This is a genomic window from Brevibacterium sp. AGC70, from assembly GCF_057334195.1.
On the sequence record NZ_JBHFIH010000013.1, the window covers coordinates 217,885 to 239,256 of the forward strand.

A 21,372-nucleotide genomic window follows, 5' to 3' on the forward strand; every position below is an offset into this window, starting at 1 on the left:
GAGCACAGCGCCGACGGTGCGTCCCTAGTCTCGAACCATGTCCGCTCACGATCCTCGAATTCCCGGAGATGAACAGCCGCCGGTCAACACCGACTCGAGCGGAGGCTCGCGCTTCGAGAGTGCACGGAACGCGGTGTCGTCGAAGCTTGCACCCTCCGACCCGGTCCGCGGTCCCCGCACCGCAGTCGTCGTCGGTCGCCTGCTCGGACTCGTCTTCGCGGTCTGCTTCGTCACCGGCCTCTTCAGCCACTTCCTTCAGGATCCCCTCTCCTGGATGCGCTTGGCCACTCGTCCTGTCACGATCTATCAGATCACCCAGGGCGTGCATGTGGCAGCGGGCCTGGCATCGGTCCCCCTGCTCCTGGCGAAGCTGTGGACCGTCTTCCCACGTCTCTTCACCTGGCCGCCGATCACCTCGTGGGTTCATCTCCTCGAACGGGCTCTCATCGGGGTGCTCGTCTCTGCGAGTCTCCTCGAACTCACGATCGGCGTCATGAACATCTACCACTGGTACGGCTGGCCGTTCTCGTTCCGCTCCACCCACTATGCGCTGGCCTGGGTGATCGTCGGCACGCTGCTTGCCCATGTCTCTTTCCAACTGCCGAAGATCATCGAGCACTGGCGGATCCGGCCCCGCACCGTCGAGCTCGATCGCCGTCTCTTCCTCGCTTCCGTCCTCACCGCGACGGGGGCCATCGTGGCCTTCACCGCCGGGCAGTCGACGAAGGTCTTCGCAGGCATCAACCTCTTCGGTCCACGCAGGTACGGAGAAGGGCCGCAGGGACTGCCGGTCAATCGCACCGCTGACGCGGCGGATGTGCTCACCACCGCCGTCGACCCCGAATGGAGGCTCGACGTCAGCGGACCGGGGGTGTGGCAGCGGTTCACCCGTGACGAACTGCTGGCGTTGCCGCAGACGGAGGCGGTCATTCCGATCGCCTGTGTCGAGGGCTGGTCGACCACCGCTTGGTGGAAGGGCGTGGCGCTGCATGAGGTCCTCAGCCGTACGGGAATCGACCCGAATTCGCGGATCAGAGTCTCGAGCCTGCAGACCAGGGGCGGATATGCCACCAGCGAGATGGGCCCGGAATTCGCCTCCGACGATCTCACACTCATCGCCTTGGAGCTCAACGGCGAGGTCCTCGACCTCGATCACGGGTACCCCGCTCGCATCATCGCGCCCGGTCGACCCGGTGTCCTGCAGACGAAATGGATTTCGAGCATCGAGGTGATCGCATGACTGTGGCTCTGAGAACCTCTCTTGTTCTCATCGGTATCGGCATTGCGTCCTATGGCGCCGTCCTCGTGCTCGCCCGCTTCGGTCTCGACCAGATCATCGGACTCGCCACCTGGTTGGCGGCGGCCGTCGTCCTCCACGACTTCATCCTCGTACCCATCGTGACGCTCATCGCTCGGTTCGCCTTCGGCCAGAAGACGAGTTCTTTGGCTGACTCAGGCTCTGCTGAGTCAGGCTCTGACTTCCGGCCGAATCCTGGTTCTCGCCGGCTCGCGATCGTCCGCGCACTGCTCGTCGCGGCGAGCCTCATCTCGGTAGTCGTCGTGCCGGAGATCGTGGCGTTGGGCCGCGGTGTTGCGAATCCGACGATTCTGCCCGGCGACTACGCCCACAATCTCCTGTGGCTGTGGGCGTTCGTCGTCGCGGCTGTCGCAGCAGTCCTCGGCATCGGCCTCATCGCCGCACGTCTCAGGCGCTGAGAGCCACGAACGTGCGCACGCCGGCAGCTTCGGCGTCAGCAGCTTCGGCGTCGGCTCCTGCCTCGTTGCCACCTTCGCCATCACCTCCCACGCTCCAGCGCGCCTCGACCTGCAACCCCACCTCGGCGGCGATCCGGGTGAGCGGACCGGCACCGATCTGAGCCCAAGGGAAGGGTTCGCTCGATCGACCGCAGCGGTCGCGCACCTCGGCGAGGAAGCAGCGTTCTTCCCCCTCCCCGGCCGAGGTCTCGACGATGACGAGCCCCTGTGGGTTGACGAGGAGGCGGGCACGGTTGAGCAGGGCACGTGGGTCGCCGCCGATGCCGATGTTCCCGTCGAGGAGCAGCGCGGTCCCCCATTTCCCTTCCAAGGGCAGGGCGTCGTTGATGTCGTGGCGCAGGACCGGCAGCCCCGAAACGTGGGCCATCGCCACGGCGGTCGCCGACACATCGATGCCCAGGGCGAAGCGCCCGGACACAATCGCGGCCCGAACCATTCGGCCGGGACCGCAGCCTAAGTCGATGACGGAACCGGCGCTGTGTTCGATGACGCTGAGGTCGGCTGCATCGGCCTCCGCGGTATAACGATCGACGTCCATGATCGTCGTCGCGGCAGAGGCTGCGCTGCACGCAGCGCCAGGGGCGCAGACTGTTGGATCCGGAATCTCGCCGGCCCTTCCTGCCGTGATTGAGGTGTCCCCGACTGCACGGAGGGTCAGTGCCCCGCCGCCCAGCAGCGAGCGCTCATACGGGTGGGCTCCTCCGTGACCGAAATAGGTGGGCTGCGCCGTGAGAGTCATGATGCCCTCGTTCCCAGTACCGTTCCGGGCAGCAGTCGGGCCGCGGCATCGAGGTCATCGATCGTGTCGATGTCACGCAGGCTCGGCAGGATCGCCGTCGCCAGGCCAGCGTCGATGAGCCGTGCGTACTGGATCGCCCCAGTGTCGCCACGCGACATCGGCACCCCGCGCACAACGTCACCGTCGGGTTCGCGCAGTCCCAGAGCCCAGAATCCACCGTCGACGGCGGGACCGAACCAGGCATCACATCCCTCTGGCCAATTGCGACTCACGGTTTCGAGCACCAGGGGATCGAGATGCGGGGAATCCATTCCGATGAGGACGCTCGGTCCGCTGCAGACGTCGAACACCGCGCCAATCCGCTCATCGAGTCCGCCACGAGCCTGCTCGATGACATCCCAGCCGTCGAAGTCGCGGGGCAGTGAGTCACCGTCGAAGCAGAGGATCTTCCGCGTCCATTCGAAGGACTCGACGGCGGTGGCGGTGATGTCGATGCAGGCGGCGGCGATATCGGCGGCGGCCTCGAGGCTGAGCGGCGGGTGCAGGCGGGTCTTGACCTGTCCCGGAATGCACTCCTTCGCGAGCATGATGAGTGTCGTCAAGAGGGGATCTCCTTGATCATTCGGGTCATATCGGCGATCGCGGTGAGCGTGCCCTTCAGCGTGCCGGTCACCTTCGAACGCCCGGTCCTCGGCCGGTAGCTCACGGGCACCTCATCGACTCGCAAACCCGCCAGGTGGGCGCGCAGCACCATTTCGAGGGGATAGCCGCTGCGGCGATCGTGCAGGTCGAGATCGAGCAGTGCCGCTCTGCGTATGGCGCGCATGGGTCCGAGATCGTGGAGTTCCAGACCGGTGCGTACGCGGATGAGTCCGGACAGTACGCGGTTGGCGATTCTCGCGTGGACCGGCCAGGCCCGCAGATTTGTGGCGCGGCGTCGACCGAGCATGAGATCGGCCTCTCCCGCCAACACAGGTCCACTCACCCGGCCGAGCTCGGCGAGGTCGAAGGACCCGTCCGCGTCACAGATCGCAACCACCTCGGCCGTTGCCGCCATCACCCCAGCCTGCACTGCCGCGCCGAAGCCTCGCCGGGATTCGACGATCACCTGGGCACCAGAAGCCCGGGCAACCTCGGCGGAGGAATCGGTCGATCCATTGTCGACGACAATGGCATGCACACCGGGCGAAAGGCTCCCGAGAACTCCGGGCAGGGCACGCGCTTCGTTGAGACACGGCAGAATGAGGTCGATGGGCGCCGCGGGGGTCGGCTGCGAAGATTTCGGCATACGTCGAGACTAGGTATCTGGCCCCTCCACAGACGGTCGAGAAATCTTACGAAACAGGGACAAACCGCCCCCTCGCAACGGTTTCGGGGCTCGGCCCGGGGTTCGGGTTCTTAGACTGAGGCCATGACTCATGCACCTGCGAGCTCTCCCCTGCGCGACCGCAGGCTCCTCCTCGTCGAGGACGACCCGACCGTCGCCGAGGTTGCCCGCAACTATCTGCGCGCCGCCGGGTTCCTCGTCGACGAGGTCACCGATGGGTTCCAAGCCCTCGACGCCGTCGCAGAGGGGGTTCCCGACCTCGTCGTGCTCGACCGGAAGCTGCCGGGCATCGATGGGACAGAGGTGTGCCGTCGTCTGCGGACCTTCTCAGACGTTCCGGTGCTCATGCTCACCGCGCTCTCGGCCACGGAGGACCGGATCGACGGCTTCGAATCCGGGGCCGACGACTACCTGACGAAACCGTTCTCCCCGCGAGAACTCGTCCTGCGTGTGGGGTCGATCCTCAAACGCACCGTCGACGAGGCGGCTCCAGAGGTCCCCTTCAGCCTGGGCCCGTTCCGACTCGACGTCTCCGCCCGGAAGGTGAGCCGCAACGGGGTTCCCCTCGATCTTTCGGCACGCGAATTCGATCTCCTCGCCTTCTTCCTCAAGCACCCGCACCAGGTCTTCGATCGTGAGGCCCTTCTCAAGTCCGTGTGGGGGTGGGAGATCGGCGACCTGTCGACCATCACCGTGACCGTGCGCCGGTTGCGAGCGAAGATCGAAGACGACCCTTCCCAGGCGAAGCACCTGGCCACGGTGTGGGGAGCCGGCTACCGCTTCGACGTTGAGGAGGTGAGCTGATGCTCCTGCCGCTTCCGGAGATGTCCATCATCTTTCTTGTCGCGATCGGCTGTTCTGTGGTCATCGGTGCACTCGGCGTCGTTGCACTGTGGCTGTTCCGACGTCGATCGCTGAGAGCTCGACTCGTCATCATTGTGGCGACGACGCTGTCGTCCGTACTCGCCGGCATGATCGCTATCTCCGCGGCCATGTATCTGTCTGAACACGACCTCTACGTGTTCTTCACCGTCGCCTTCGCCTCCTTCCTGTCGACGATGGTCGTGACGTGGGTGCTCGGCCGGCTCATCGCCCGGGAGTACCGCGACCTCAAGACCCTGACGGCCGAAGTCGGTGAGGGACGTCGCCTCGGTGCCAGCCATGACCCCAAGGACGTCTCCGAGACCGCTCAGGTGAAGGCCGAACTCATCTCCACGAGCCAGAAGCTCGCTGATGCCCGAGATGAGGTGGCGGCCCTCGACCGGTCGCGCAGAGAACTCATCGCGTGGATCGCACATGACCTGCGGACTCCGATGGCGGGGCTCAAGGCCATGGCCGAGGCGCTCGAAGACGGAATGGTCGACGATCCCACCAGGTACCACGAGAAGATCAGGCTGCAGGTGGATCGGCTCTCACACATGGTCGACGATCTGTTCGCCCTGTCGCGAATACAGTCGGGCAATCTCGAGCTCGACAGCATCGAGATCAGCCTCTACGACCTGGTCTCAGACACTGTGGCCGATCTGCGTCCGATCGCCGAGTCCAAGGGAATCTCGGTGGAGGCGCTGGGCCTCCAGGACGTCGTGGTGACCGGTGATCCCAGGGAGCTGACCCGCGTGGTCGAAAACCTGTTGATGAATGCCCTGCAGCACTCTCCCAAGAATGCCGAGGTCGTGCTGGAAACGAGTCGGAACGGTCAGCAGCAGGCCGTGCTCACGGTCAGCGACGCCGGCGGAGGTGTCCCGAACGCGGCCCTGACCGAAATCTTCGTCACCGGTTGGCGCGGCACCCCTTCACGAACTCCGGAAGACGAGGTGCTCACCGCGGGTGCAGGCCTGGGACTGGCCATCGTGCGCGGAATCGTCGAGGCCCATGCCGGCACCGTCGGAGTCAGCAACACACCGGCAGGAGCGCGCTTCGAGGTTCGACTCCCCGCAGCAGCACCCATGCACTAGGCGCCGGCGCACGTTCCTGCGCTCGGTCGTCAACTAGACTTGGCAGGTGCTCAAACCCATCCTGTGGCCGGTCCTCGCACCGTCCCTTCTCTTCGCCGTCGGTGTGGGCGCGATGCTTCCGGTTCTGGTTCTCGGCGCGCTCGATCTGGGCTCGAGTTCCTCCTTCGCCGCCGCCATCGTCGGCATCATGGGCGCAGTGTCCCTTGTCGCGACTGTGCCGGCCGGGATCCTCATCGACCGCCTCGGCGACTTCCGGGCGATGCTCGTCGCCACGATGACCGCGGTCGTCGTTCTCGGGGGGATCGTCGCGGCCTTCCTCTGGGACTCGCCGGCCTCGCTCGTTCTCTACACTGCGGCGCTCATGCTCTTCGCTCCGGTCTCCGATGTGTGGAGCCTGGCCCGGCAGGCTGTGGTCGCCGAGGTGATGCCGGCGAAGGATCTGGCCAAGGCGATGACGGCGCTGGGCGGAACTCAGCGGGTGGGCAACCTGATCGGCCCCATCGCCGGCGCCGGCCTCATGTTCGCCTTCCCGCTGTGGTCGGTGTTCGTCTTCGCCGGTGCCGCGGCCGTCGCCGCCATCGTCGTCATGGCCCTGCCCATCGCCCACATCCCCGGCTACTCGGACCGAGGGAACTCCGGTGCTGGTATATCCGATTCAGGTCAGGCACTGAAAGCACCAGAGCCTGACCGTCCTCGCCTCGATGTGAGGTGGAAGGCTGTGGTCCTCGTGGGGATCTCGGTCGCTGCGCTGACGGTGGCTCGGTCGGCTCAGCCCGTGGTGATTCAGCTGTGGGGCGTCGAGATCGGGATGCACGAATCGTCGATCTCGCTGCTCATCGCCTTCGGCGCCGCCCTCGAACTCGGCTTCATGTTCCTCGGCGCCTATATCAAGGACCACCTCGGGCGGACGACGACGTTGGTGGTCTGTCTGACGATCTTCGGGTCCGGCTTCATCGTCATGGTGCTGCGTCCGGATCTGACCGGCATGATCGCGGCCGCAGCAGTCATGGCCTTCGGCAACGGGCTGGGAGCGGGTGTGAACATGACCATCGGTGCCGATCTGTCGCCGGCGATCGGACGCGCCCGTTTCCTAGGCATCTGGGCGATCTTCTCCAACGGCGGCAAACTGGCCGGACCGACCCTCATCTCACTGGTCATCACGGTCGCCTCACTGCGCTTCGGCATCCTGTTCCCGGGACTCTTCGCCATCGTAGGCGCTGTGTGGGCGATCATCTGGTCCCAGCAGATCCGCCTGCCCAGTCGACGCCGCCGCTGAAAACTGTCCTCTCGGCCCTGACAGCCTAGGAGGCAGGGACCTCGAACTCAGAGGTGAATTCGGGAACCTTCTTGTCCTCCCCGAGCACCTTCGCCTCGGGACGGAGGTAGGTTCCCTTGAGCTCGTCAGCCGTTTCGCTCACGTAGATCGGAATGTACCCCGTGTGCTCTCCATCGCGACGTGGCGCGAGGTCGAAATTCTCATACCCGGCCTCTTCGAGTTCGTCTTTCGCACTCGATGCGTAATTGGCCTCTTCGCCGGCGCTGTCGAGGTAGAAGTCCGCTGAGCTGATGGTCCCGCCGTAGCTGTCGCCTGGTTCCACCTTCACTTCGATGTAGACCATCTCTCCATCAGGGTTGTCGGCGGCTTCGTAGTACTCAGTGGGGTTGTTGCGCACCGCAGATACGACGGTGATGACATCTCCGGTCTCCTTATCGGTGAATTCTGCGCCGACCTTCACCTCGGCGCCCTCGGCCTTGTCGCTCGCGCCTTCGGCATCGTCCGTCTCCGTGGTCGTGTCTGCTGTCTCTTCTGCGGTCTCTTCTGCTTCGAAGCCTTCGCCCTGCGCTTGGGTGGGTTCTGCTCCCTCGGGGGCTGTCTCCGCCGCCGAGTCATCGGTGCCGCAGGCTGACAGTGCCAGTACGGCGGCAAAGGCCAAGGCTGAGGTCTGCGTGAGGATTCGGGCTGAGTGGCGTCCGCTGCGGTTCATCGGGTTCCCTTTCGAAATGATGGGCACTGCGTGAGCTGTGTGATTGACAGCTCTTCGGCCCTGACAGGGAAAACTCTATGGTCAGCGACCCCGGATACGGGTGATGATCACAGCACACCTCGTAGCAGATCTGCCACAACTTCCGAGGACGTTCGCGCGAGTCTGCGCATCGACGTACCCGAGTCTGCGCATCGACGTACCCGAGTCAGTGGCCAAACCGGCGCCCGAACCAGTGCCCGAGCATAAAAAACCAGGCCAGACAATTCACTGTCTGGCCTGGCTGAGTGGAGCCCCCCATCGGACTCGAACCGATGACCTTCGCTTTACAAGAGCGGTGCTCTACCAACTGAGCTAGGGAGGCGTGGCGACGAAACGATGCCGTCGGCGCCTACACGATAGTAGTCCATTTACCTTCGCGGCTACAAAACGGGCGCGAGGCAGACTTCACTCACGAGCATCGGTCGACCACCACCTCGGCGGCGGTCGACCGATGTTCGTGAAGTCGATCAGCCCTTGATCTCTCCGGTGGCCTTGAGAATCTCCAAGGTCAGCGACTGCGGGTCGCTGGTCTTGTCGGTCTTCTCGCCGTTGATGAGCACCCACGGGGTGCCTTCCACCTTCGCGTCCAGAGCGTCCTGCGAGGAATTCTCGACGAAGCCCTTGAACGACTGGTCCGTGACGCAGCTCTTGACGGTCTGCTCGGGATCGGACTGGAGCTTCTGCGAGGTGTCGACTCCGACATCCTCAGCGACCTTGAGCAGTTCCTCATCGGTGCGGCCGTTGCCCTGCTCTTCCGGCTGCTGGGCATACATCGCGGGGAAGAAGTCCCTGACGGTTTCGGGCTGCGAGTCGATGACGCAGGCGGCCAAGTTAGCCGAGCGGGTCGAGTACTCGTTGCCTCCGGACATGCGGTCAAGGAAGGAGACTGGCTTGTACTCGAGCACGATCGAACCCTCGTCGGCGAGCTTCTCCAGGGTCGGGGCGTTGGCCTCCTCGAACGCCTTGCATCCTGGGCATTGGAAGTCGAGGTAGACCGTCACGGTCGCAGCATTCTCCTTGGCGCCGGCATCGGCCGGAGTCGGCAAATCCGACTCCTCACCGCCGGGCATCTGCTTCGGCTGCACCACTTTGCCGTCCTTGGCCATGCTGACACCGCCGGCGACGAAGTTGGCCGGAGTTATTCCCGGCTTGCTCTGCTGGAAGATGAGAACAGCGACGACCGCAGCCACGACGACCACGACAACACCGATCCCCACGTAGAGGATGGTCTTGGCGGTCTTCTCCTTCTTCTCCTGAGCCGCTGCGATCTGGCGCGCGTTCTCACGTGCTTGGTTCCGCCGATTGTCACCGGAATTGTTCTTCGCCATTGTTCCTCACGTTGCGATCGTCTGACGTCGGCCCAGCCTCGGACCGTGGGGAGTCGGGTCGACATACGAGTCCCGACCGTCCCACCTTACCCAAACAGGTGGCGCCTCGACTCCCAGTGAAATTCAAGGATCAACTACACCGGGGGCTGAGAGACGCCTATACAGGTTCGGGCAGATAGGTGAATGGGTTCGTCTGCAGGGGCCACCAGGACATGCCCGAACCCGTCTGGATGACCATGATCGCGATGATGATGAGGAGCGCGATCGCGGACAGAGCGATGAGCCGGCCCAGTTGGTTGCGCGTCGCCCCGGAGACCATGAGCCGTGATCCGAATCGCAAGCTGCCCGCACCAGGCCCCAGCCACAGAACCAAGCCACCGGCGGCACCGGCTGCCCACACCGAACACTGCTCCGAGTATCCGCTGGGAACGATTCCCGCAATGTCGAGTCGGGTCAGCACGAGCATCGCGACACCCGCGATCGCTGGCAGAATGAACGACGTGATCGAGGTCAGCACCGATGCCAGAAGCGCACCCGGCGCCGAGGCGAGCGAACGCAGGAATTCCCTGCCGTTCGTTCCGCGTTCGAACCGGTGCTTCTGGGCCTTGCGGTCCAACCGTGTGCCGGTCCGCGCCAGGATCGACCACAGGAACACGATGAGTGTGACGAGCAGCGGGGCCAGCGGCATGATCGCGATCGCCAGCAGGATGAGGGCGAACACCACCCATCCGCCGGTCCGGATCGTCCGGTAGGTCATCGGCCCCCAGCCGTAGCCCTGCTGGTCCGGCTGACCCGGTCGGCTCTGCTGTCCTGACTGGACTCCTGTGCCCGTGGGGTCAGGTCGGGCGGTGCCCTGGCCTGTGCCTGGTCCGCCGCGAACGGTCGGAGGTCCGCCGAGCCCATACCCTGCCCCACCGAGGTTGGTCCCGGCCATCGCTGATCCCGGAGCGGCCTGGATGCCGCCGTTGGGATTGCGCACGGGCGGTGCGGTTCCCCGGCTCGTCTGGCCTGGGTTCATGGGCGGGTTCCCCTGCGAGCCGGGCATCATCCCGGAACGGGCCTGCGGCTGCCGGCCCTGCACCGGTGGGCCCTGTGGGCGCTGACTCTGTGGACGCTGGCCCTGTGGGGAATAGCCCTGTTGTGGGTATTCCTGCGGGCCCGTTCCGCCGGGGCCCGAGCCTCCGGGCCCGATACCACCGGGCCCCGTACCACCGGGCGCGTTCGGGTTCGGCGCCGAATCCGGATAGCCTCCGCGCGGCGATCCGTGCCCGGAGGTACCGTAGCCGGAAGCGTCGTATCCGGCGGCTCCGGTGCCTCCGCCATAGGCTGCGGCACCTCCAACAGCAGCACCAGCGGCACCACCGGCAGCAGCGCCGAAGGCTGTGCCCAAGGCGTTGCCGTAGCCCGACCGGCTGCCCCCACCGCCGTCGACCGCAGGCATCCGTGCAGTCCCGGTCGACGATGCCTGGTTCGAGCTCCCGGCGGCCGGACCGGATCCCAGCTGCGGTTCGCGTCCGGACTCGATGTCGACGAGTGCGTCAAGGATCATCTGACCACTGGGTCTGCGTTCGGGCTTCGGGTCGAGGCAGGCCGCGATCAGGGGAACGAAGTTGCGGGGAGCGTTGCCGAGATCGAACTTGCCCATGGCCACTCGCCCCAGCACCGCTTCAAGAGGACCGGAGCCGTACGGGTTGCGGCCAGTGGCGGCATAGGCCATCGTCGCGGCCCACCCCCACCAGTCGGTCTTCTCACTCGAGGTCTTGCCATCGGCGATCTCAGGGGACAGGTATCCGGGCGTTCCCATCACCAGGCCCGTCGCGGTCACCCGCACCTCGTCGGCGACCTGAGCGATGCCGAAGTCGATGACCATCGGCTCGCCGTCCATGATCATCACGTTCGCGGGTTTGAGGTCGCGGTGGATGACACCGGACTCGTGCACAGCGTTGAGGGCGTCGAGGAGAGCATGGCCGAAATGGACGAGTTCATCCTCGGCGAAGGGACCGTTGTCTCTGACATCGTCGGACAGCGTCTGCCCGTCGACGAACTCGGTGATGATGAAGGGCTGCGCGGATTCGAGCTCGGCGTCGAGCACCTCGGCGATTCTGGGATGTTTGATCCGGCGCAGGGTCCTGACCTCGCGTCCGAGGCGTTTGCGAGCGGTCTCATCATTGGCGATATGCGGGTGCAGGACCTTCACTGCGACCGGGTTGTTTCCGCCGTCGACACCGAGATAGACGACGCCCATGCCGCCCGAGCCGAGCTCCTCGATGAGGCGGTAGCCTCCCAGATCCTGAACCATCACCCTCCCAAGCGTAGTCGAGCGAGTACAGTTCGTTCCAAGGACCGACACAGGAGGAGGCGCAGATGAACACCGTCAACTCTGCCAAAACCACTACCGCATCCGCATATGGTGACAGCGATTTCGTCGTCGTCGCGAACCGTCTGCCCGTGGACCGGGACCCTGCTGAGAAGAACCAAGGATGGCGCACCTCACCTGGGGGTTTGGTCACTGCAGTGGCGCCGGTGATGAAGTCTCAGGAGGGTGCGTGGATCGGCTGGACCGGGGTGCCCGACGTCGATTTCGACCCGTTCACGATCGACGGGATGCATCTGGTTCCCGTCACCCTGACGAGTGAGGATGTCCTCAAATATTATGAAGGATTCTCCAATGCAACATTGTGGCCGCTCTACCACGATGTGATCGTCCCGCCCGAGTTCCACCGCACGTGGTGGGAATCGTATGTGCGCGTCAATGAGCGCTTCGCGGCCAAGGTCGCCGAGGTGGCTGCCGAGGGCGCCACCGTCTGGGTCCATGACTATCAGCTCCAGCTGGTTCCGCAGCTGGTGCGCCGCACGCGTCCCGACCTGGCGATCGGGTTCTTCAACCACATCCCCTTCCCACCCTACGAACTCTTCGCACAGCTGCCCTGGCGCGACGAGATCCTCCGCGGCCTCCTCGGCGCGGATCTCATCGGATTCCAACGTCCAGCCGATGCCGCGAACTTCCGACGCGCGGTGCGCGGACGTCTCAATTTCACGACGAAGGGTTCAACGGTCAACGTCCCGGCCGGGGATTTCCTGCCGGAGCACATCGTGCGCGCCGAAGCCTTCCCGATCTCCATCGACACCCCGTACCTCGAGGAGCTGGCGCGCGATCCGAAGATCATCGAGCGCGCCCAACAGATCCGCGAAGAGATCGGCAATCCGAAGGTCGTCATGCTCGGAGTGGACCGGATGGACTACACAAAGGGCATCCGACATCGGCTCAAGGCGTTCGGCGAACTACTGGCCGAAGGCAAGCTCGACGTCGAGGATGTCGTTCTGATCCAGATCGCCACTCCCTCCCGAGAACGGCTCGAGCAGTACAAGATCATCCGGCACGATGTGGAGCTGGCCGTCGGTCGGATCAACGGTGAGCAGGCCGAAGTCGGGTCCATCGCCGTCCATTACCTCCACCACTCCTACCCGCGCGATGAGATGACCGCCTTCTTCCTCGCCGCGGACGTGATGCTCGTGACGGCCCTGCGTGATGGGATGAACCTCGTGGCCAAGGAGTATGTGGCCTGCCGCAGACGTGATGACGGCGCCCTTGTCCTGTCCGAGTTCACCGGGGCCGCCGATCAGCTCAAGGGTGCCGTGATGGTCAACCCTCACGATATCGGCGACCTCAAGGCTGGCATCCTCGACGCCGTTCAGATGGATGAGAAGACGCGCTCACGGCGGATGAAGCAGATGCGCAAGAAGATCGCCACGGACACGGTGAGCATCTGGTCGAAGAAGTTCCTGGCCGAACTCGAGGCCATCCACACGAACCCGGAGGCGATCATCCCCGACCGTCCTGCCGCCCTGCCCGAACGGCCGACGACGGCCTCCGATCGCATCACCTCCACTGTCACCGCACAGGACTCCAGCCCGGCGTCTGTACCCGGTGAGGGCCGTCAGTGACATCGGATCCGGCCTCCGTGCCGCCGTCCCAGCCCCGCCCCGGTCAGTCCCACTCAGAGCAGCCTCGACCTGAGGCTGTGCCACCCGAGCCGCTGTCACCTGAGCAGGCGCCCTCACCACGATCGACTCCCGATTACACGCCATCGGCGGCCCTCGACCTCGGGCAGGTCACCGGCGCCGATTCGGTCCTCATCGCCCTCGACTTCGACGGTGTCCTCGCGCCGCTGCAGGACAATCCCGACCTGTCCCGGATGCTCCCGGAATCGGCACAGGCGATCGTTGATCTCAGCACCCTGCCCGCAACCCGGGTGGCTCTGGTCTCCGGTCGTGACGTCACCACCCTGCGGCGTCTTGCCGACCCGCCCCCGGCTGTGTGGCTGGTCGGTTCCCACGGCGCCGAGGTGGACCTGGGCTCGTCATCGCCGGCATCGACTCCCTCACCTGAGGTGACGGTGAATAAGCCTCAGGTCAGCGTCGCCGAACAGCGGATGCTCACCGCGATCGATGCCCATATCGAGTCCTTCGAACACGACCTGTCGTCGGGATCTGGCGCGAGTTCGGAGCCTGGATCGGGCCCGGAGCCTGGCTCGGGCTCAGAATCTGGCTCGGTCTCAGAGCCTGGCTCTGGTTCGGAGCCTGGATCGGGCTCAGAATCTGGCTCGGCCTCAGAGCCTGGCTCGGTCGCTGAGGTCAGGGTCGAGCGGAAGCCGTTCTCCCGCACGGTGCACACGCGTGGCCTCGACCCGGAGTTCGCGTCTGCACTGCACGCCCATGTCGTCGCCGTCCAGGCCGAACATCCAGGGATCCGCGTCATCGAGGGCCACGACATCACCGAGCTTGCAGTGAAGACGGCGACGAAGGGCGATGGTCTGCGGGCTCTCATCGCCGCCGGTTCACCCGCCGCGGTCCTCTACCTCGGCGACGATGTCACCGACGAGGATGCCTTCGCCGAACTCGAAGACCTGCCGACGGGCCTGAGCATCAAGGTCGGGCCGGCCCCGACCCGCGCACCGTGGCGGATCACAGATCCCAGCGCGGTCGCAGAACTCCTCACACGTCTCGCAGACGAACGCCGCCCACAGCCGTCACAGCTCTGAAGCGCCTCGGCGGCGGCTTTCTCAGCGTCGCTGCGGCGGCACTGCGCTGGCCCGCAGGACGAGGTCCGGGGTCATCGAATAGTCGATGGCCGCCGACTCGCCGGGATTGGCCATCATCGTCCTGACCTCGTTGAGCGCGGAGACGGCGATCGCCTCCCAGTCGTAGCTGACCTGCGACAGGGGTGGTGCGATGACATCGGCATCGGGCATGTCGCCGACGGTGAGCAGCGAGAGGTCCCGCGGAACGTCGAGGCGAGCGCGCGCGGCGGCTTCGAGAATGCCGAACGACAGCGATGGAGCGCAGGCGATGACGGCTGAGCACTGAAGGTGGAGCAGCTCCTCGGCCGCGGCGACTCCGGCCATGGTGCCTCCTGCCGCCTCGACCACGGGCGCCTGGTCACGGGTGGCGGGAATGTGGAGGACCTGAGCCATGGACTTGCGGAATCCGGCGATGCGCACGGCCGCGGCTGAGTCGCGGAGCACGGCGAGCCCGATCCGACGATGCCCCAGGTGCACGAGGTGCTGCACCGCGGTTGCGATGCCGTCCGTGGCATCAAGCACGATGCGTGAGATCCCGTCCTCGTGCCGGGCGTTGGAGACCCTGATCTGCGGCAGGTGCCGCTCGGCCAGCTTCGCGGCGAGTTCTCCGGCCGCTCCCCCGCCGAGGACGATCGCGCCCTGAACATGAGGCTCGCTTCCAGCCGAGCCGAGCAGAGATTCGGCCAGGGCATCGGCCCGGTAGGCCGCGGCCTCAACATGTACAGCGGCAATCCCCTGGGCGAAGACTCTGCTGGTCAGAAGGTCGAACAGGCGCGCATAGGGGTCGACGTTGCCCGCCGGAGCGGCGGGCTTGACCAGAGCGACCATCTGTCTGGACGGTGCATCGTGACTGCCCGAGTCCACGCCGAGGATCGCCAACGCCCGCCGGACCTTGGCCAATGACCCCGGGGACACTGTGTCCGGGTGGCGAAGTGCCCGCGAAGCAGTCGCCTTCGACACCCCTGCCGCACCGGCGATGGCGCCGAGTCCGACATGTCTGTGCTCACCGAGTTCGGGCGCGGTGGATGCATTGGGTGCCTCGGCTGCAGTGGAGGCACCGGCACCGGAGTGTGATTCGGCGCTCGGGTTCACTGTCGCGCCGCCGTCGTCGAGGCCCTGGCCAAGAGCCGGGGCCGAAACACCGGCGGGACCGATTTCAGGTCCTCACCGGAGATCTTCAGCGTCGACAGGGTGGCTGCGACGAGCGCCTGCGAGAGCCCCTCGGCGTCGATGCCGAGAACGGTGGCTGGTGGCCCGGTGAACTTCATCGTCGGCGAATCGCCGAAGCCGACGATCGACATGTCCCGCGGTACCTGCAGGTGCCGATTGCGCAGACCCTGCAGAGCCCCGTGCAGCTGCAGTGCCGACTGCACGATAACCGCGGTGCAGGTCGCATCCTTGAGGTCGAGGACGGCGCGCGAACCACCGGAGAAGGACTTCGGAACCTGCGAGATCCAATCATCGAGCTTGACCCCGAAGTTGCGAGCGGGATGCTCGGCGCGGAAGCGTCTGATCAGCTGCACCGCAAGCTCACCGCTGTCATTGCAGATCAGACCGATGCGTCGGTGGCCGATGGCCTGGAGATGTTCGAAGGCCGTCGTCATTCCCCCGCCGAGGTCGAGGCGGGCGGCGATGATGTCGCCGCTGACATCATCGGAGTCCACCGCCGACTGCTCGTCGACGCGAATGCAGGGGATGTCCGTGTGCAGGCTCGTCAGCGTCGGCGTCACGAGGGCAACGGCACCGGCGTCGACGGCGACCTCCAGCGGGGTGGTCTCGGTCTCGACCGGCGGCCGGGTGATGAGCAGACCGTGCTCCTGCAGAGCCGTGGCCACGCGAGTGCAGACCTGAACCTGCCAGTATTCGGGATTTCCCGGTGCGCTGACGGCGACCAACCGCCTCGGCGCCTCATGGAGGAGGGTGGAGCGAGAGTAGCCCAACGAGTCCATGGCTTCGAGGACTCTGGCCCGGGTCTCTTCGGCCACAGCGCCGCGCCTGCCGAGGACACGGGACACAGTCGCCAGGGACACTCCCGCCCGGGCGGCGACATCGTCGAGCTTGACCTTCATACCCGGAAGTCTATCGGGGCCAGCTCCACCGGCGACCACCTCAGCGGCGGTGTCCCTCGATTGCAGATTCGGCTGCCATCCTCGGCGGCGGTGGGGTCTCAGTCCGCGGTGAACACGGGGGCGAGGTCTCGACTCAGTGATTCGCCGCGGGCGCACACCTGTTCATCGAGCTCCATCACCTCAGACTACGCGTCTCGCCTGCATCCGACACGCCGCCTGTGCAAACAATTGCACAAACAAACTTGCCTGCACGTTCGGTGCAGGAGAACCGTTGAGCAATCGCTGAACCCGCGGTTTCTCACCCAGCATCCGCCCAGGTGTGCGCCTGCGCGCTGGCACAGTGCTGAGAATCACTCTACGCTTTGTCGAATAGGCTGTCACAGAGCGCAATCAACGGCATAGGATGTGAATGACTGAGCATCCCCGCCAGGTCACCGACGACCAGCTGCTCACGAATACTTTAGGAGGAAACATGTCAACAGTGTCGTTGAATGGCCTCAGTCATGCCTACGAGAACACCGTGTCCCCCTCGGTGCACCCGTTCAATCTCTTCATCGACGACGGCGAGTTCGTCGTCCTCTACGGACCATCCGGATCCGGCAAATCGACCATCCTGCGGATGCTCCACGGCCTCGAGGCCCCTAAGACGGGCACGATCCTCATCGACGGAGTCGACGTCACCCACGCCGCGGTCAACGATCGAGACGTCACCCTTGCCCTTGAGAGCTACGCCCTCTACCCTCACATGAGCGTGCGCGACAACCTCGGCTTCGCGCTCCGTGTCGATGGTCTCCCGACCGAGGAGATCCGTGAACGCGTCGAGTCCGTGACGTCGAAGATCGGGCTCAGCGACATCCTCGATGCCGTGCCCGGTGACCTCTCCGCCCTGCAGCGCCAGACGATCGCCCTGGCCCGTGCCGTGGTCCGTCAGCCCAAGGTCCTGATTATGGACGAACCGGTCGTCAACCTCGTTCCCGAGTACCAGGCCGACACTCTGCGCCTGGTCAAGGATCTGCAGCAGGAATTCGGGCTGACCACCCTCTATGCCACGGCCGATCTCGATGACGCGAAGGTCCTCGGCGACCGCATCGCGTTCCTCGACCATGGGCGTCTGATCGGGGTGGAGAAACCTGAAGTCGCCGAGGCGCTCGTCGCCTCGATCGCGGACGTGGACTCCTGATCGGTGCCCGAAACCTCAGCACCGCAGATCCACGCGGTCCACAGCGCCGATCACGACGCGATCGCAGGACTTCCGTGGCATCTTCCCCTCGGTGAGTGGCCCCAGGACTTCCTCGGTGGTCTGCCCCGCGGCATTTCCCGCCATGTGGTGCGCTTCGTCGAAATCGGCGATGAGGTCCTCGCGATCAAGGAGACCGACGACCGTCGGGCCCTGCGCGAATTCGACATCCTCGGTGTGCTCGGAAACCTAGCCGTACCCACGGTCGAACCGCGCGCCTATGTCACCAACCGATCCACCACCTCGGCGATGGAGCTCCCGGGGGCGCTGCTGACCGCCTACCTCAACTTCTCACTGCCCTACCGTGCTCTGTTCTCCCGGTCGCTGGCCGCGGACGCAGCCGACCGCCTCGTCGACGCACTCGCGGTCCTGCTCGCCCGGCTTCACCTGGTCGGCTTCTACTGGGGCGACGTCTCCCTGTCGAACACTCTGTTCCGGCGCGATGCCGACGCCTACGCCGCCTATGTCGTCGATGCGGAGACCGGTGAGCTCCACGATCAGCTCTCCGACGGTCAGCGGCAGATGGATCTGCGCATCGCGCGCACGAACATCGCCGGTGACTTCCTCGATCTGCAGGCCGCGGGCCTCATCGAATCGACGGTCGACCCGATGGCCGCCGGCGAACGTCTCTTCGAGGCTTACAACGGGCTGTGGCGGGAGCTGACTCGGGTCGAAGAGTTCTCCGTCAACGAACGCTGGCGCATCGACGAGCGCATCCGCCGCCTCAACGACTTGGGCTTCGACCTGGGCGAGCTGACCGTGACCACCGACCTCGACGGCGTCAGCCTGCTGGTCGAACCGAAGGTCGTCGAGCCCAACCACCATTCCCGCAGACTCCTGCGCCTGACAGGCATCGGTGCCAACGAGAACCAGGCGCGGACGATGCTCAACGACCTCGATTCCCACCGCAGCGCACCCGGCTTCACCGGCGGAGCACACGGCTCGGGCGAGCTGCCCGCCGAACTCGACGAGGACCAGGCCGCGCGGCTGTGGCTCGACGAGGTCTACAAGCCCCTCATCTCCGCCATCCCTGAGAATCTCACCCACAAACTCGAACCTGGCCAGATCTTCTATGAGTTCGTCGAGCACCGGCGCGTCATGTCCCGGGCCAGGCAGCGCGACATCCCCACGATGGAGGCCATCGCCTATTTCATCGTCGACTATCTCTCGAACCTCCCCGACGAAGCGCTCTACGTCGACAGCCAGAAGTTCTGAGGACGTCAGCGCTGGGATTCCACCAAGTGGAACGTGGACCCGAGCGCCACCTCGGCGGGCTTATGTTTGAGGACAATGAGGCGATCCCCGCCTGAACATCCAGTGCTACGCAAAGGACCTTCGATGTCGCAAGTCCCGCAGAACTCATCACAGTCGACGCAGAATTCCGTGCCGACGAACGAGAACAACCCTTCGATCCCCTCCCTCTTCGACCTCAGCGGCCGTACCGCCGTCGTCGTCGGAGCAGGTTCCGGACTGGGCCAGGCCAGCGCGATCGGCCTCGCCGATGCCGGTGCCCACGTCGTCGTCGCCGATCTCAACCTCGACGGTGCCGAGGAGACCGTGCGGATCATCACCGAACGCCAAGGTGATCCGGGCGGCACGGGAAGCACCGCCAGCAGAGGCAGGGGCGGACACAGCGCAACCTCGTCGCCGGGGGCCGAGGCCGCACGCGTGGACATCACCGATACCGAATCGGTCAATGCCCTCGTCGCGGCTCACCCGGAGGCCCAGGTTCTCGTCATCACCCCTGGTGCGAACGTGCGCAAGCGGCTGCTGTCGACGACCGACGAGGAATTCGACCGGGTCATCGACATCAATCTCAAGGGCACCTATCGCCTGATGCGCGGATTCGGTGCCGAAATGGCCGAGCGCGGCCGCGGCTCGATCGTCACCTACTCATCATTCCGGGCTCTGGCGATCGAACCTGGCCAGGGCATCTACGCCGCGGCCAAGGCCGGTGTCGTGCAGCTGACGAAGACGCTGGCCAGTGAGTTGGGGCCACAGGGCGTGCGCGTCAACGCGATCCTGCCCGGACCCTTCGACACTCCGCTGACCCAGCAGATCAAGGCCGATGATGAGTGGTGGACCGCCTATGCGGAGAAGACCGCGCTGGGCCGCTGGGGGCACCTCCACGAGATCGCCGGGCCCGTGCTGTTCCTCGCCTCCGACGCCTCGACGTATGTCACCGGACACTCGCAGCTGGTCGACGGCGGCTGGATGGCCCAGGATGGTCGCTTCTCCCCTCGGCTGTAGGGCTCTGATGTAAGTCTCCCGTCGTGCGCAGTCGCGTGCGGCGGTGGTGGGTGCACGTGCAAGAATATTCGCATGACCGCTCGAGACAACTCCACCTCCCCGACAGCGACCGATCGACCTCGGCTGGCCAATCAACTGGTCCGCCGCAAGTCGATCAGCAGCATGGTCGAGGACACCCAGGATGCGTCCACCGGCGGTCTGCGCAGAACCTTCGGCGTCTTCCAACTGACGATGATCAGCGTCGGCGCCACCTTGGGCACGGGCATCCTCGTCATCCTCGGAGAGGCCGTGCCGATCGCCGGGCCTGCCGTCTGGTTGGCCTTCATCCTGGCCGGAATCACGGCTCTGCTCTCTGCCGTCAGCTATGCGGAGATGGCCGGCATGGTTCCGGTGTCCGGGTCAAGCTATTCATATTCCTATGCGACCCTCGGCGAGGGCGTGGCTTGGATCTGCGGTTGGTGTCTCGTCCTCGAGTATGCGGTCTCCGTGGCTGCGGTGGCCGTGGGTGCCGCCGACTACGTCAATGAGACGCTGCGGATCTTCGGAATGTCGCTGCCGCCGTCCCTGTCGGCGGGCCCCGATGGTGAAGGCGGAGTCATCAACCTCTCGGCCCTCATCGTCGTCCTCCTCGCCACGGTGCTGCTCATGCGCGGGGCCAAGGAGTCCGGCATCGTCAACACGATCATCGTGTTCGTCAAGCTCGGCATCCTGGTCTTCTTCGCCATCGTCGCGTTCACCGCGTTCAAGGCCGGCAACTTCGCACCGATGCTGCCCATGGGCGCCGCCGGAGTCACCGCCGCAGCCTCGAGTGTGTTCTTCTCCTACATCGGCTTCGACGCAGCCTCGACCGCCGGCGAGGAGGCGAAGAACCCCAAGCGGGACCTGCCGCGGGCGATCATCCTCTCCATGGTCATTGTCACCACCATGTACGTGCTCGTCGCCGTGGCTGCGATCGGTGCCCGGGAATGGCAGTGGTTCGAGACCTCGACCGCTCCCCTGGTCCAGATCGTCCATGAGATCACACAGTCCGATCTCGCGGTCTTCATCTTCGCCATCTCTGCGGTGCTCGCGATCCTCTCGGTCGTCATCACCGTCCTCTACGGACAATCACGCATCCTGCTCACGATGTCACGCGACGGTATGGTTCCGAAGGTCTTCGGCATCGTCTCACCCCGGACAGGCACTCCCCTGGTGGGGACCCTGGTCACCGGCGTGCTCGTCGCGATCACAGCGGCACTGATCCCGCTCGGCGAACTCGCGAATGCCACAAGCATCGGCACCCTGTTCGCCTTCTGCCTCGTCAACATCGCGGTCATCTACCTACGTGTCAGACGCCCGGACCTGCCCCGCTCATTCAAGGTTCCCTTCGGCCCGACGATTCCCATCCTCGGGTCCCTGGCGTGCGCGTTCCTCATGGTCAACCTCGGCGGGACCACCTGGGTCGTCTTCGGCCTATGGATGCTCGTCGGCTTCGTCGTCTACCTCACCTACAGCCGCCGCCACTCCCGCGTCGGTGCCCTCAGCAACAGCGACTACCGCGCCAGCATGGACGCCTGAGCGACGATACGGTTCGCTAAACCTCCCCG

At 65.2% G+C, this 21,372-nt stretch carries 19 protein-coding genes and 1 tRNA gene; 11 read left to right on the top strand and 9 right to left on the bottom strand.

Annotated elements, in window-relative coordinates; translation table 11 throughout:
* The first annotated feature begins 37 nt into the window (after positions 1–37).
* Complete coding sequence (locus ACE03M_RS09860) at positions 38–1,240, top strand: molybdopterin-dependent oxidoreductase (RefSeq protein WP_485933819.1); 1,203 nt, start codon at positions 38–40, stop codon at positions 1,238–1,240.
* The gene (locus ACE03M_RS09865) at positions 1,237–1,716 is read left to right on the top strand and encodes a hypothetical protein (RefSeq protein WP_485933821.1); all 480 of its coding nucleotides are present in this window, start codon (positions 1,237–1,239) and stop codon (positions 1,714–1,716) included. Before ACE03M_RS09860 ends, ACE03M_RS09865 begins: the two co-directional genes overlap by 4 nt.
* Here ACE03M_RS09865 and ACE03M_RS09870 read toward each other — a convergent pair.
* The 3 genes from ACE03M_RS09870 to ACE03M_RS09880 are packed head-to-tail and all read right to left on the bottom strand — an operon-like array spanning position 1,706 to position 3,803.
* Complete coding sequence (locus ACE03M_RS09870; RefSeq protein WP_485933822.1) at positions 1,706–2,515, bottom strand: class I SAM-dependent methyltransferase; 810 nt, start codon at positions 2,513–2,515, stop codon at positions 1,706–1,708. The genes ACE03M_RS09865 and ACE03M_RS09870 overlap by 11 nt on opposite strands.
* Positions 2,512–3,117: a TIGR04282 family arsenosugar biosynthesis glycosyltransferase gene (locus ACE03M_RS09875; RefSeq protein WP_485933823.1), complete on the bottom strand. Its 606-nt coding sequence runs from the start codon at positions 3,115–3,117 to the stop codon at positions 2,512–2,514. Before ACE03M_RS09875 ends, ACE03M_RS09870 begins: the two co-directional genes overlap by 4 nt.
* A complete protein-coding gene (locus ACE03M_RS09880; RefSeq protein ID WP_485933824.1) occupies positions 3,114–3,803 on the bottom strand; it encodes a glycosyltransferase family 2 protein in 690 nt (229 codons plus the stop codon). Before ACE03M_RS09880 ends, ACE03M_RS09875 begins: the two co-directional genes overlap by 4 nt.
* A gap of 123 nt (positions 3,804–3,926) precedes the next feature.
* On the opposite strand from ACE03M_RS09880, the gene ACE03M_RS09885 reads away from it, so the two are divergent.
* The 3 genes from ACE03M_RS09885 to ACE03M_RS09895 are packed head-to-tail and all read left to right on the top strand — an operon-like array spanning position 3,927 to position 7,073.
* Positions 3,927–4,646 (top strand): response regulator transcription factor, encoded by a 720-nt coding sequence (locus ACE03M_RS09885; RefSeq protein ID WP_143920590.1) that lies wholly within the window; start codon positions 3,927–3,929, stop codon positions 4,644–4,646.
* The gene (locus ACE03M_RS09890) at positions 4,646–5,797 is read left to right on the top strand and encodes a sensor histidine kinase (protein WP_485933825.1); all 1,152 of its coding nucleotides are present in this window, start codon (positions 4,646–4,648) and stop codon (positions 5,795–5,797) included. Before ACE03M_RS09885 ends, ACE03M_RS09890 begins: the two co-directional genes overlap by 1 nt.
* A gap of 46 nt (positions 5,798–5,843) precedes the next feature.
* A complete protein-coding gene (locus ACE03M_RS09895; protein ID WP_485933826.1) occupies positions 5,844–7,073 on the top strand; it encodes an MFS transporter in 1,230 nt (409 codons plus the stop codon).
* A 25-nt stretch (positions 7,074–7,098) separates the two neighbouring features.
* Here ACE03M_RS09895 and ACE03M_RS09900 read toward each other — a convergent pair whose 3' ends face one another.
* From ACE03M_RS09900 to ACE03M_RS09915, 4 genes are all read right to left on the bottom strand, one after another.
* On the bottom strand, positions 7,099–7,782 hold the full coding sequence (locus tag ACE03M_RS09900) for a hypothetical protein (protein ID WP_485933827.1): 684 nt from the start codon (positions 7,780–7,782) through the stop codon (positions 7,099–7,101).
* Positions 7,783–8,067: 285 nt separating this feature from the next.
* Positions 8,068–8,143, bottom strand: a tRNA-Thr gene (locus tag ACE03M_RS09905).
* 145 nt (positions 8,144–8,288) lie between these two features.
* Positions 8,289–9,149: a DsbA family protein gene (locus ACE03M_RS09910; protein ID WP_485933828.1), complete on the bottom strand. Its 861-nt coding sequence runs from the start codon at positions 9,147–9,149 to the stop codon at positions 8,289–8,291.
* Positions 9,150–9,306: 157 nt separating this feature from the next.
* Complete coding sequence (locus ACE03M_RS09915; protein WP_485933830.1) at positions 9,307–11,448, bottom strand: protein kinase domain-containing protein; 2,142 nt, start codon at positions 11,446–11,448, stop codon at positions 9,307–9,309.
* 65 nt (positions 11,449–11,513) lie between these two features.
* Here ACE03M_RS09915 and ACE03M_RS09920 point away from each other — a divergent pair, with 65 nt between their 5' ends.
* Together ACE03M_RS09920 and ACE03M_RS09925 are read left to right on the top strand one after the other, a co-directional pair.
* The gene (locus ACE03M_RS09920; RefSeq protein WP_485933832.1) at positions 11,514–13,094 is read left to right on the top strand and encodes an alpha,alpha-trehalose-phosphate synthase (UDP-forming); all 1,581 of its coding nucleotides are present in this window, start codon (positions 11,514–11,516) and stop codon (positions 13,092–13,094) included.
* A 77-nt stretch (positions 13,095–13,171) separates the two neighbouring features.
* The gene (locus tag ACE03M_RS09925) at positions 13,172–14,191 is read left to right on the top strand and encodes a trehalose-phosphatase (protein WP_485933834.1); all 1,020 of its coding nucleotides are present in this window, start codon (positions 13,172–13,174) and stop codon (positions 14,189–14,191) included.
* 21 nt (positions 14,192–14,212) lie between these two features.
* Here the strand turns inward: ACE03M_RS09925 and ACE03M_RS09930 are convergent, their stop codons facing one another.
* On the bottom strand, positions 14,213–15,322 hold the full coding sequence (locus ACE03M_RS09930) for a substrate-binding domain-containing protein (protein ID WP_485933836.1): 1,110 nt from the start codon (positions 15,320–15,322) through the stop codon (positions 14,213–14,215).
* On the bottom strand, positions 15,319–16,299 hold the full coding sequence (locus ACE03M_RS09935; protein WP_485933837.1) for a LacI family DNA-binding transcriptional regulator: 981 nt from the start codon (positions 16,297–16,299) through the stop codon (positions 15,319–15,321). The genes ACE03M_RS09930 and ACE03M_RS09935 overlap by 4 nt, the downstream gene beginning before the upstream one ends.
* 409 nt (positions 16,300–16,708) lie before the next feature.
* Between ACE03M_RS09935 and ACE03M_RS09940 the strand changes: the two genes are divergently transcribed.
* The 4 genes from ACE03M_RS09940 (at position 16,709) to ACE03M_RS09955 (ending at position 21,343) form a co-directional block, all read left to right on the top strand.
* A complete protein-coding gene (locus ACE03M_RS09940; protein WP_485933839.1) occupies positions 16,709–17,479 on the top strand; it encodes an ABC transporter ATP-binding protein in 771 nt (256 codons plus the stop codon).
* Between the two features lie 3 nt (positions 17,480–17,482).
* Positions 17,483–18,751, top strand: coding sequence for a DUF4032 domain-containing protein (locus ACE03M_RS09945; RefSeq protein ID WP_143920601.1), 1,269 nt, complete (start codon positions 17,483–17,485; stop codon positions 18,749–18,751).
* A 123-nt stretch (positions 18,752–18,874) separates the two neighbouring features.
* The gene (locus tag ACE03M_RS09950) at positions 18,875–19,786 is read left to right on the top strand and encodes an SDR family NAD(P)-dependent oxidoreductase (RefSeq protein ID WP_485933840.1); all 912 of its coding nucleotides are present in this window, start codon (positions 18,875–18,877) and stop codon (positions 19,784–19,786) included.
* A 72-nt stretch (positions 19,787–19,858) separates the two neighbouring features.
* The gene (locus tag ACE03M_RS09955) at positions 19,859–21,343 is read left to right on the top strand and encodes an amino acid permease (RefSeq protein WP_143920602.1); all 1,485 of its coding nucleotides are present in this window, start codon (positions 19,859–19,861) and stop codon (positions 21,341–21,343) included.
* Positions 21,344–21,372 lie beyond the last annotated feature (29 nt).

Excerpts from the sequence above, each read along its gene's own strand:
- ACE03M_RS09860 (WP_485933819.1), top strand. The coding sequence starts at position 38 with ATGTCCGCTCACGATCCTCGAATTCCCGGAGATGAACAGCCGCCGGTC.
- ACE03M_RS09865 (WP_485933821.1), top strand. The coding sequence starts at position 1,237 with ATGACTGTGGCTCTGAGAACCTCTCTTGTTCTCATCGGTATCGGCATT.
- ACE03M_RS09870 (WP_485933822.1), bottom strand. The coding sequence starts at position 2,515 with ATGACTCTCACGGCGCAGCCCACCTATTTCGGTCACGGAGGAGCCCAC.
- ACE03M_RS09880 (WP_485933824.1), bottom strand. The coding sequence starts at position 3,803 with ATGCCGAAATCTTCGCAGCCGACCCCCGCGGCGCCCATCGACCTCATT.
- ACE03M_RS09885 (WP_143920590.1), top strand. The coding sequence starts at position 3,927 with ATGACTCATGCACCTGCGAGCTCTCCCCTGCGCGACCGCAGGCTCCTC.
- ACE03M_RS09890 (WP_485933825.1), top strand. The coding sequence starts at position 4,646 with ATGCTCCTGCCGCTTCCGGAGATGTCCATCATCTTTCTTGTCGCGATC.
- ACE03M_RS09900 (WP_485933827.1), bottom strand. The coding sequence starts at position 7,782 with ATGAACCGCAGCGGACGCCACTCAGCCCGAATCCTCACGCAGACCTCA.
- ACE03M_RS09910 (WP_485933828.1), bottom strand. The coding sequence starts at position 9,149 with ATGGCGAAGAACAATTCCGGTGACAATCGGCGGAACCAAGCACGTGAG.
- ACE03M_RS09915 (WP_485933830.1), bottom strand. The coding sequence starts at position 11,448 with ATGGTTCAGGATCTGGGAGGCTACCGCCTCATCGAGGAGCTCGGCTCG.
- ACE03M_RS09920 (WP_485933832.1), top strand. The coding sequence starts at position 11,514 with ATGAACACCGTCAACTCTGCCAAAACCACTACCGCATCCGCATATGGT.
- ACE03M_RS09935 (WP_485933837.1), bottom strand. The coding sequence starts at position 16,299 with ATGAAGGTCAAGCTCGACGATGTCGCCGCCCGGGCGGGAGTGTCCCTG.
- ACE03M_RS09940 (WP_485933839.1), top strand. The coding sequence starts at position 16,709 with ATGACTGAGCATCCCCGCCAGGTCACCGACGACCAGCTGCTCACGAAT.
- ACE03M_RS09950 (WP_485933840.1), top strand. The coding sequence starts at position 18,875 with ATGTCGCAAGTCCCGCAGAACTCATCACAGTCGACGCAGAATTCCGTG.
- ACE03M_RS09955 (WP_143920602.1), top strand. The coding sequence starts at position 19,859 with ATGACCGCTCGAGACAACTCCACCTCCCCGACAGCGACCGATCGACCT.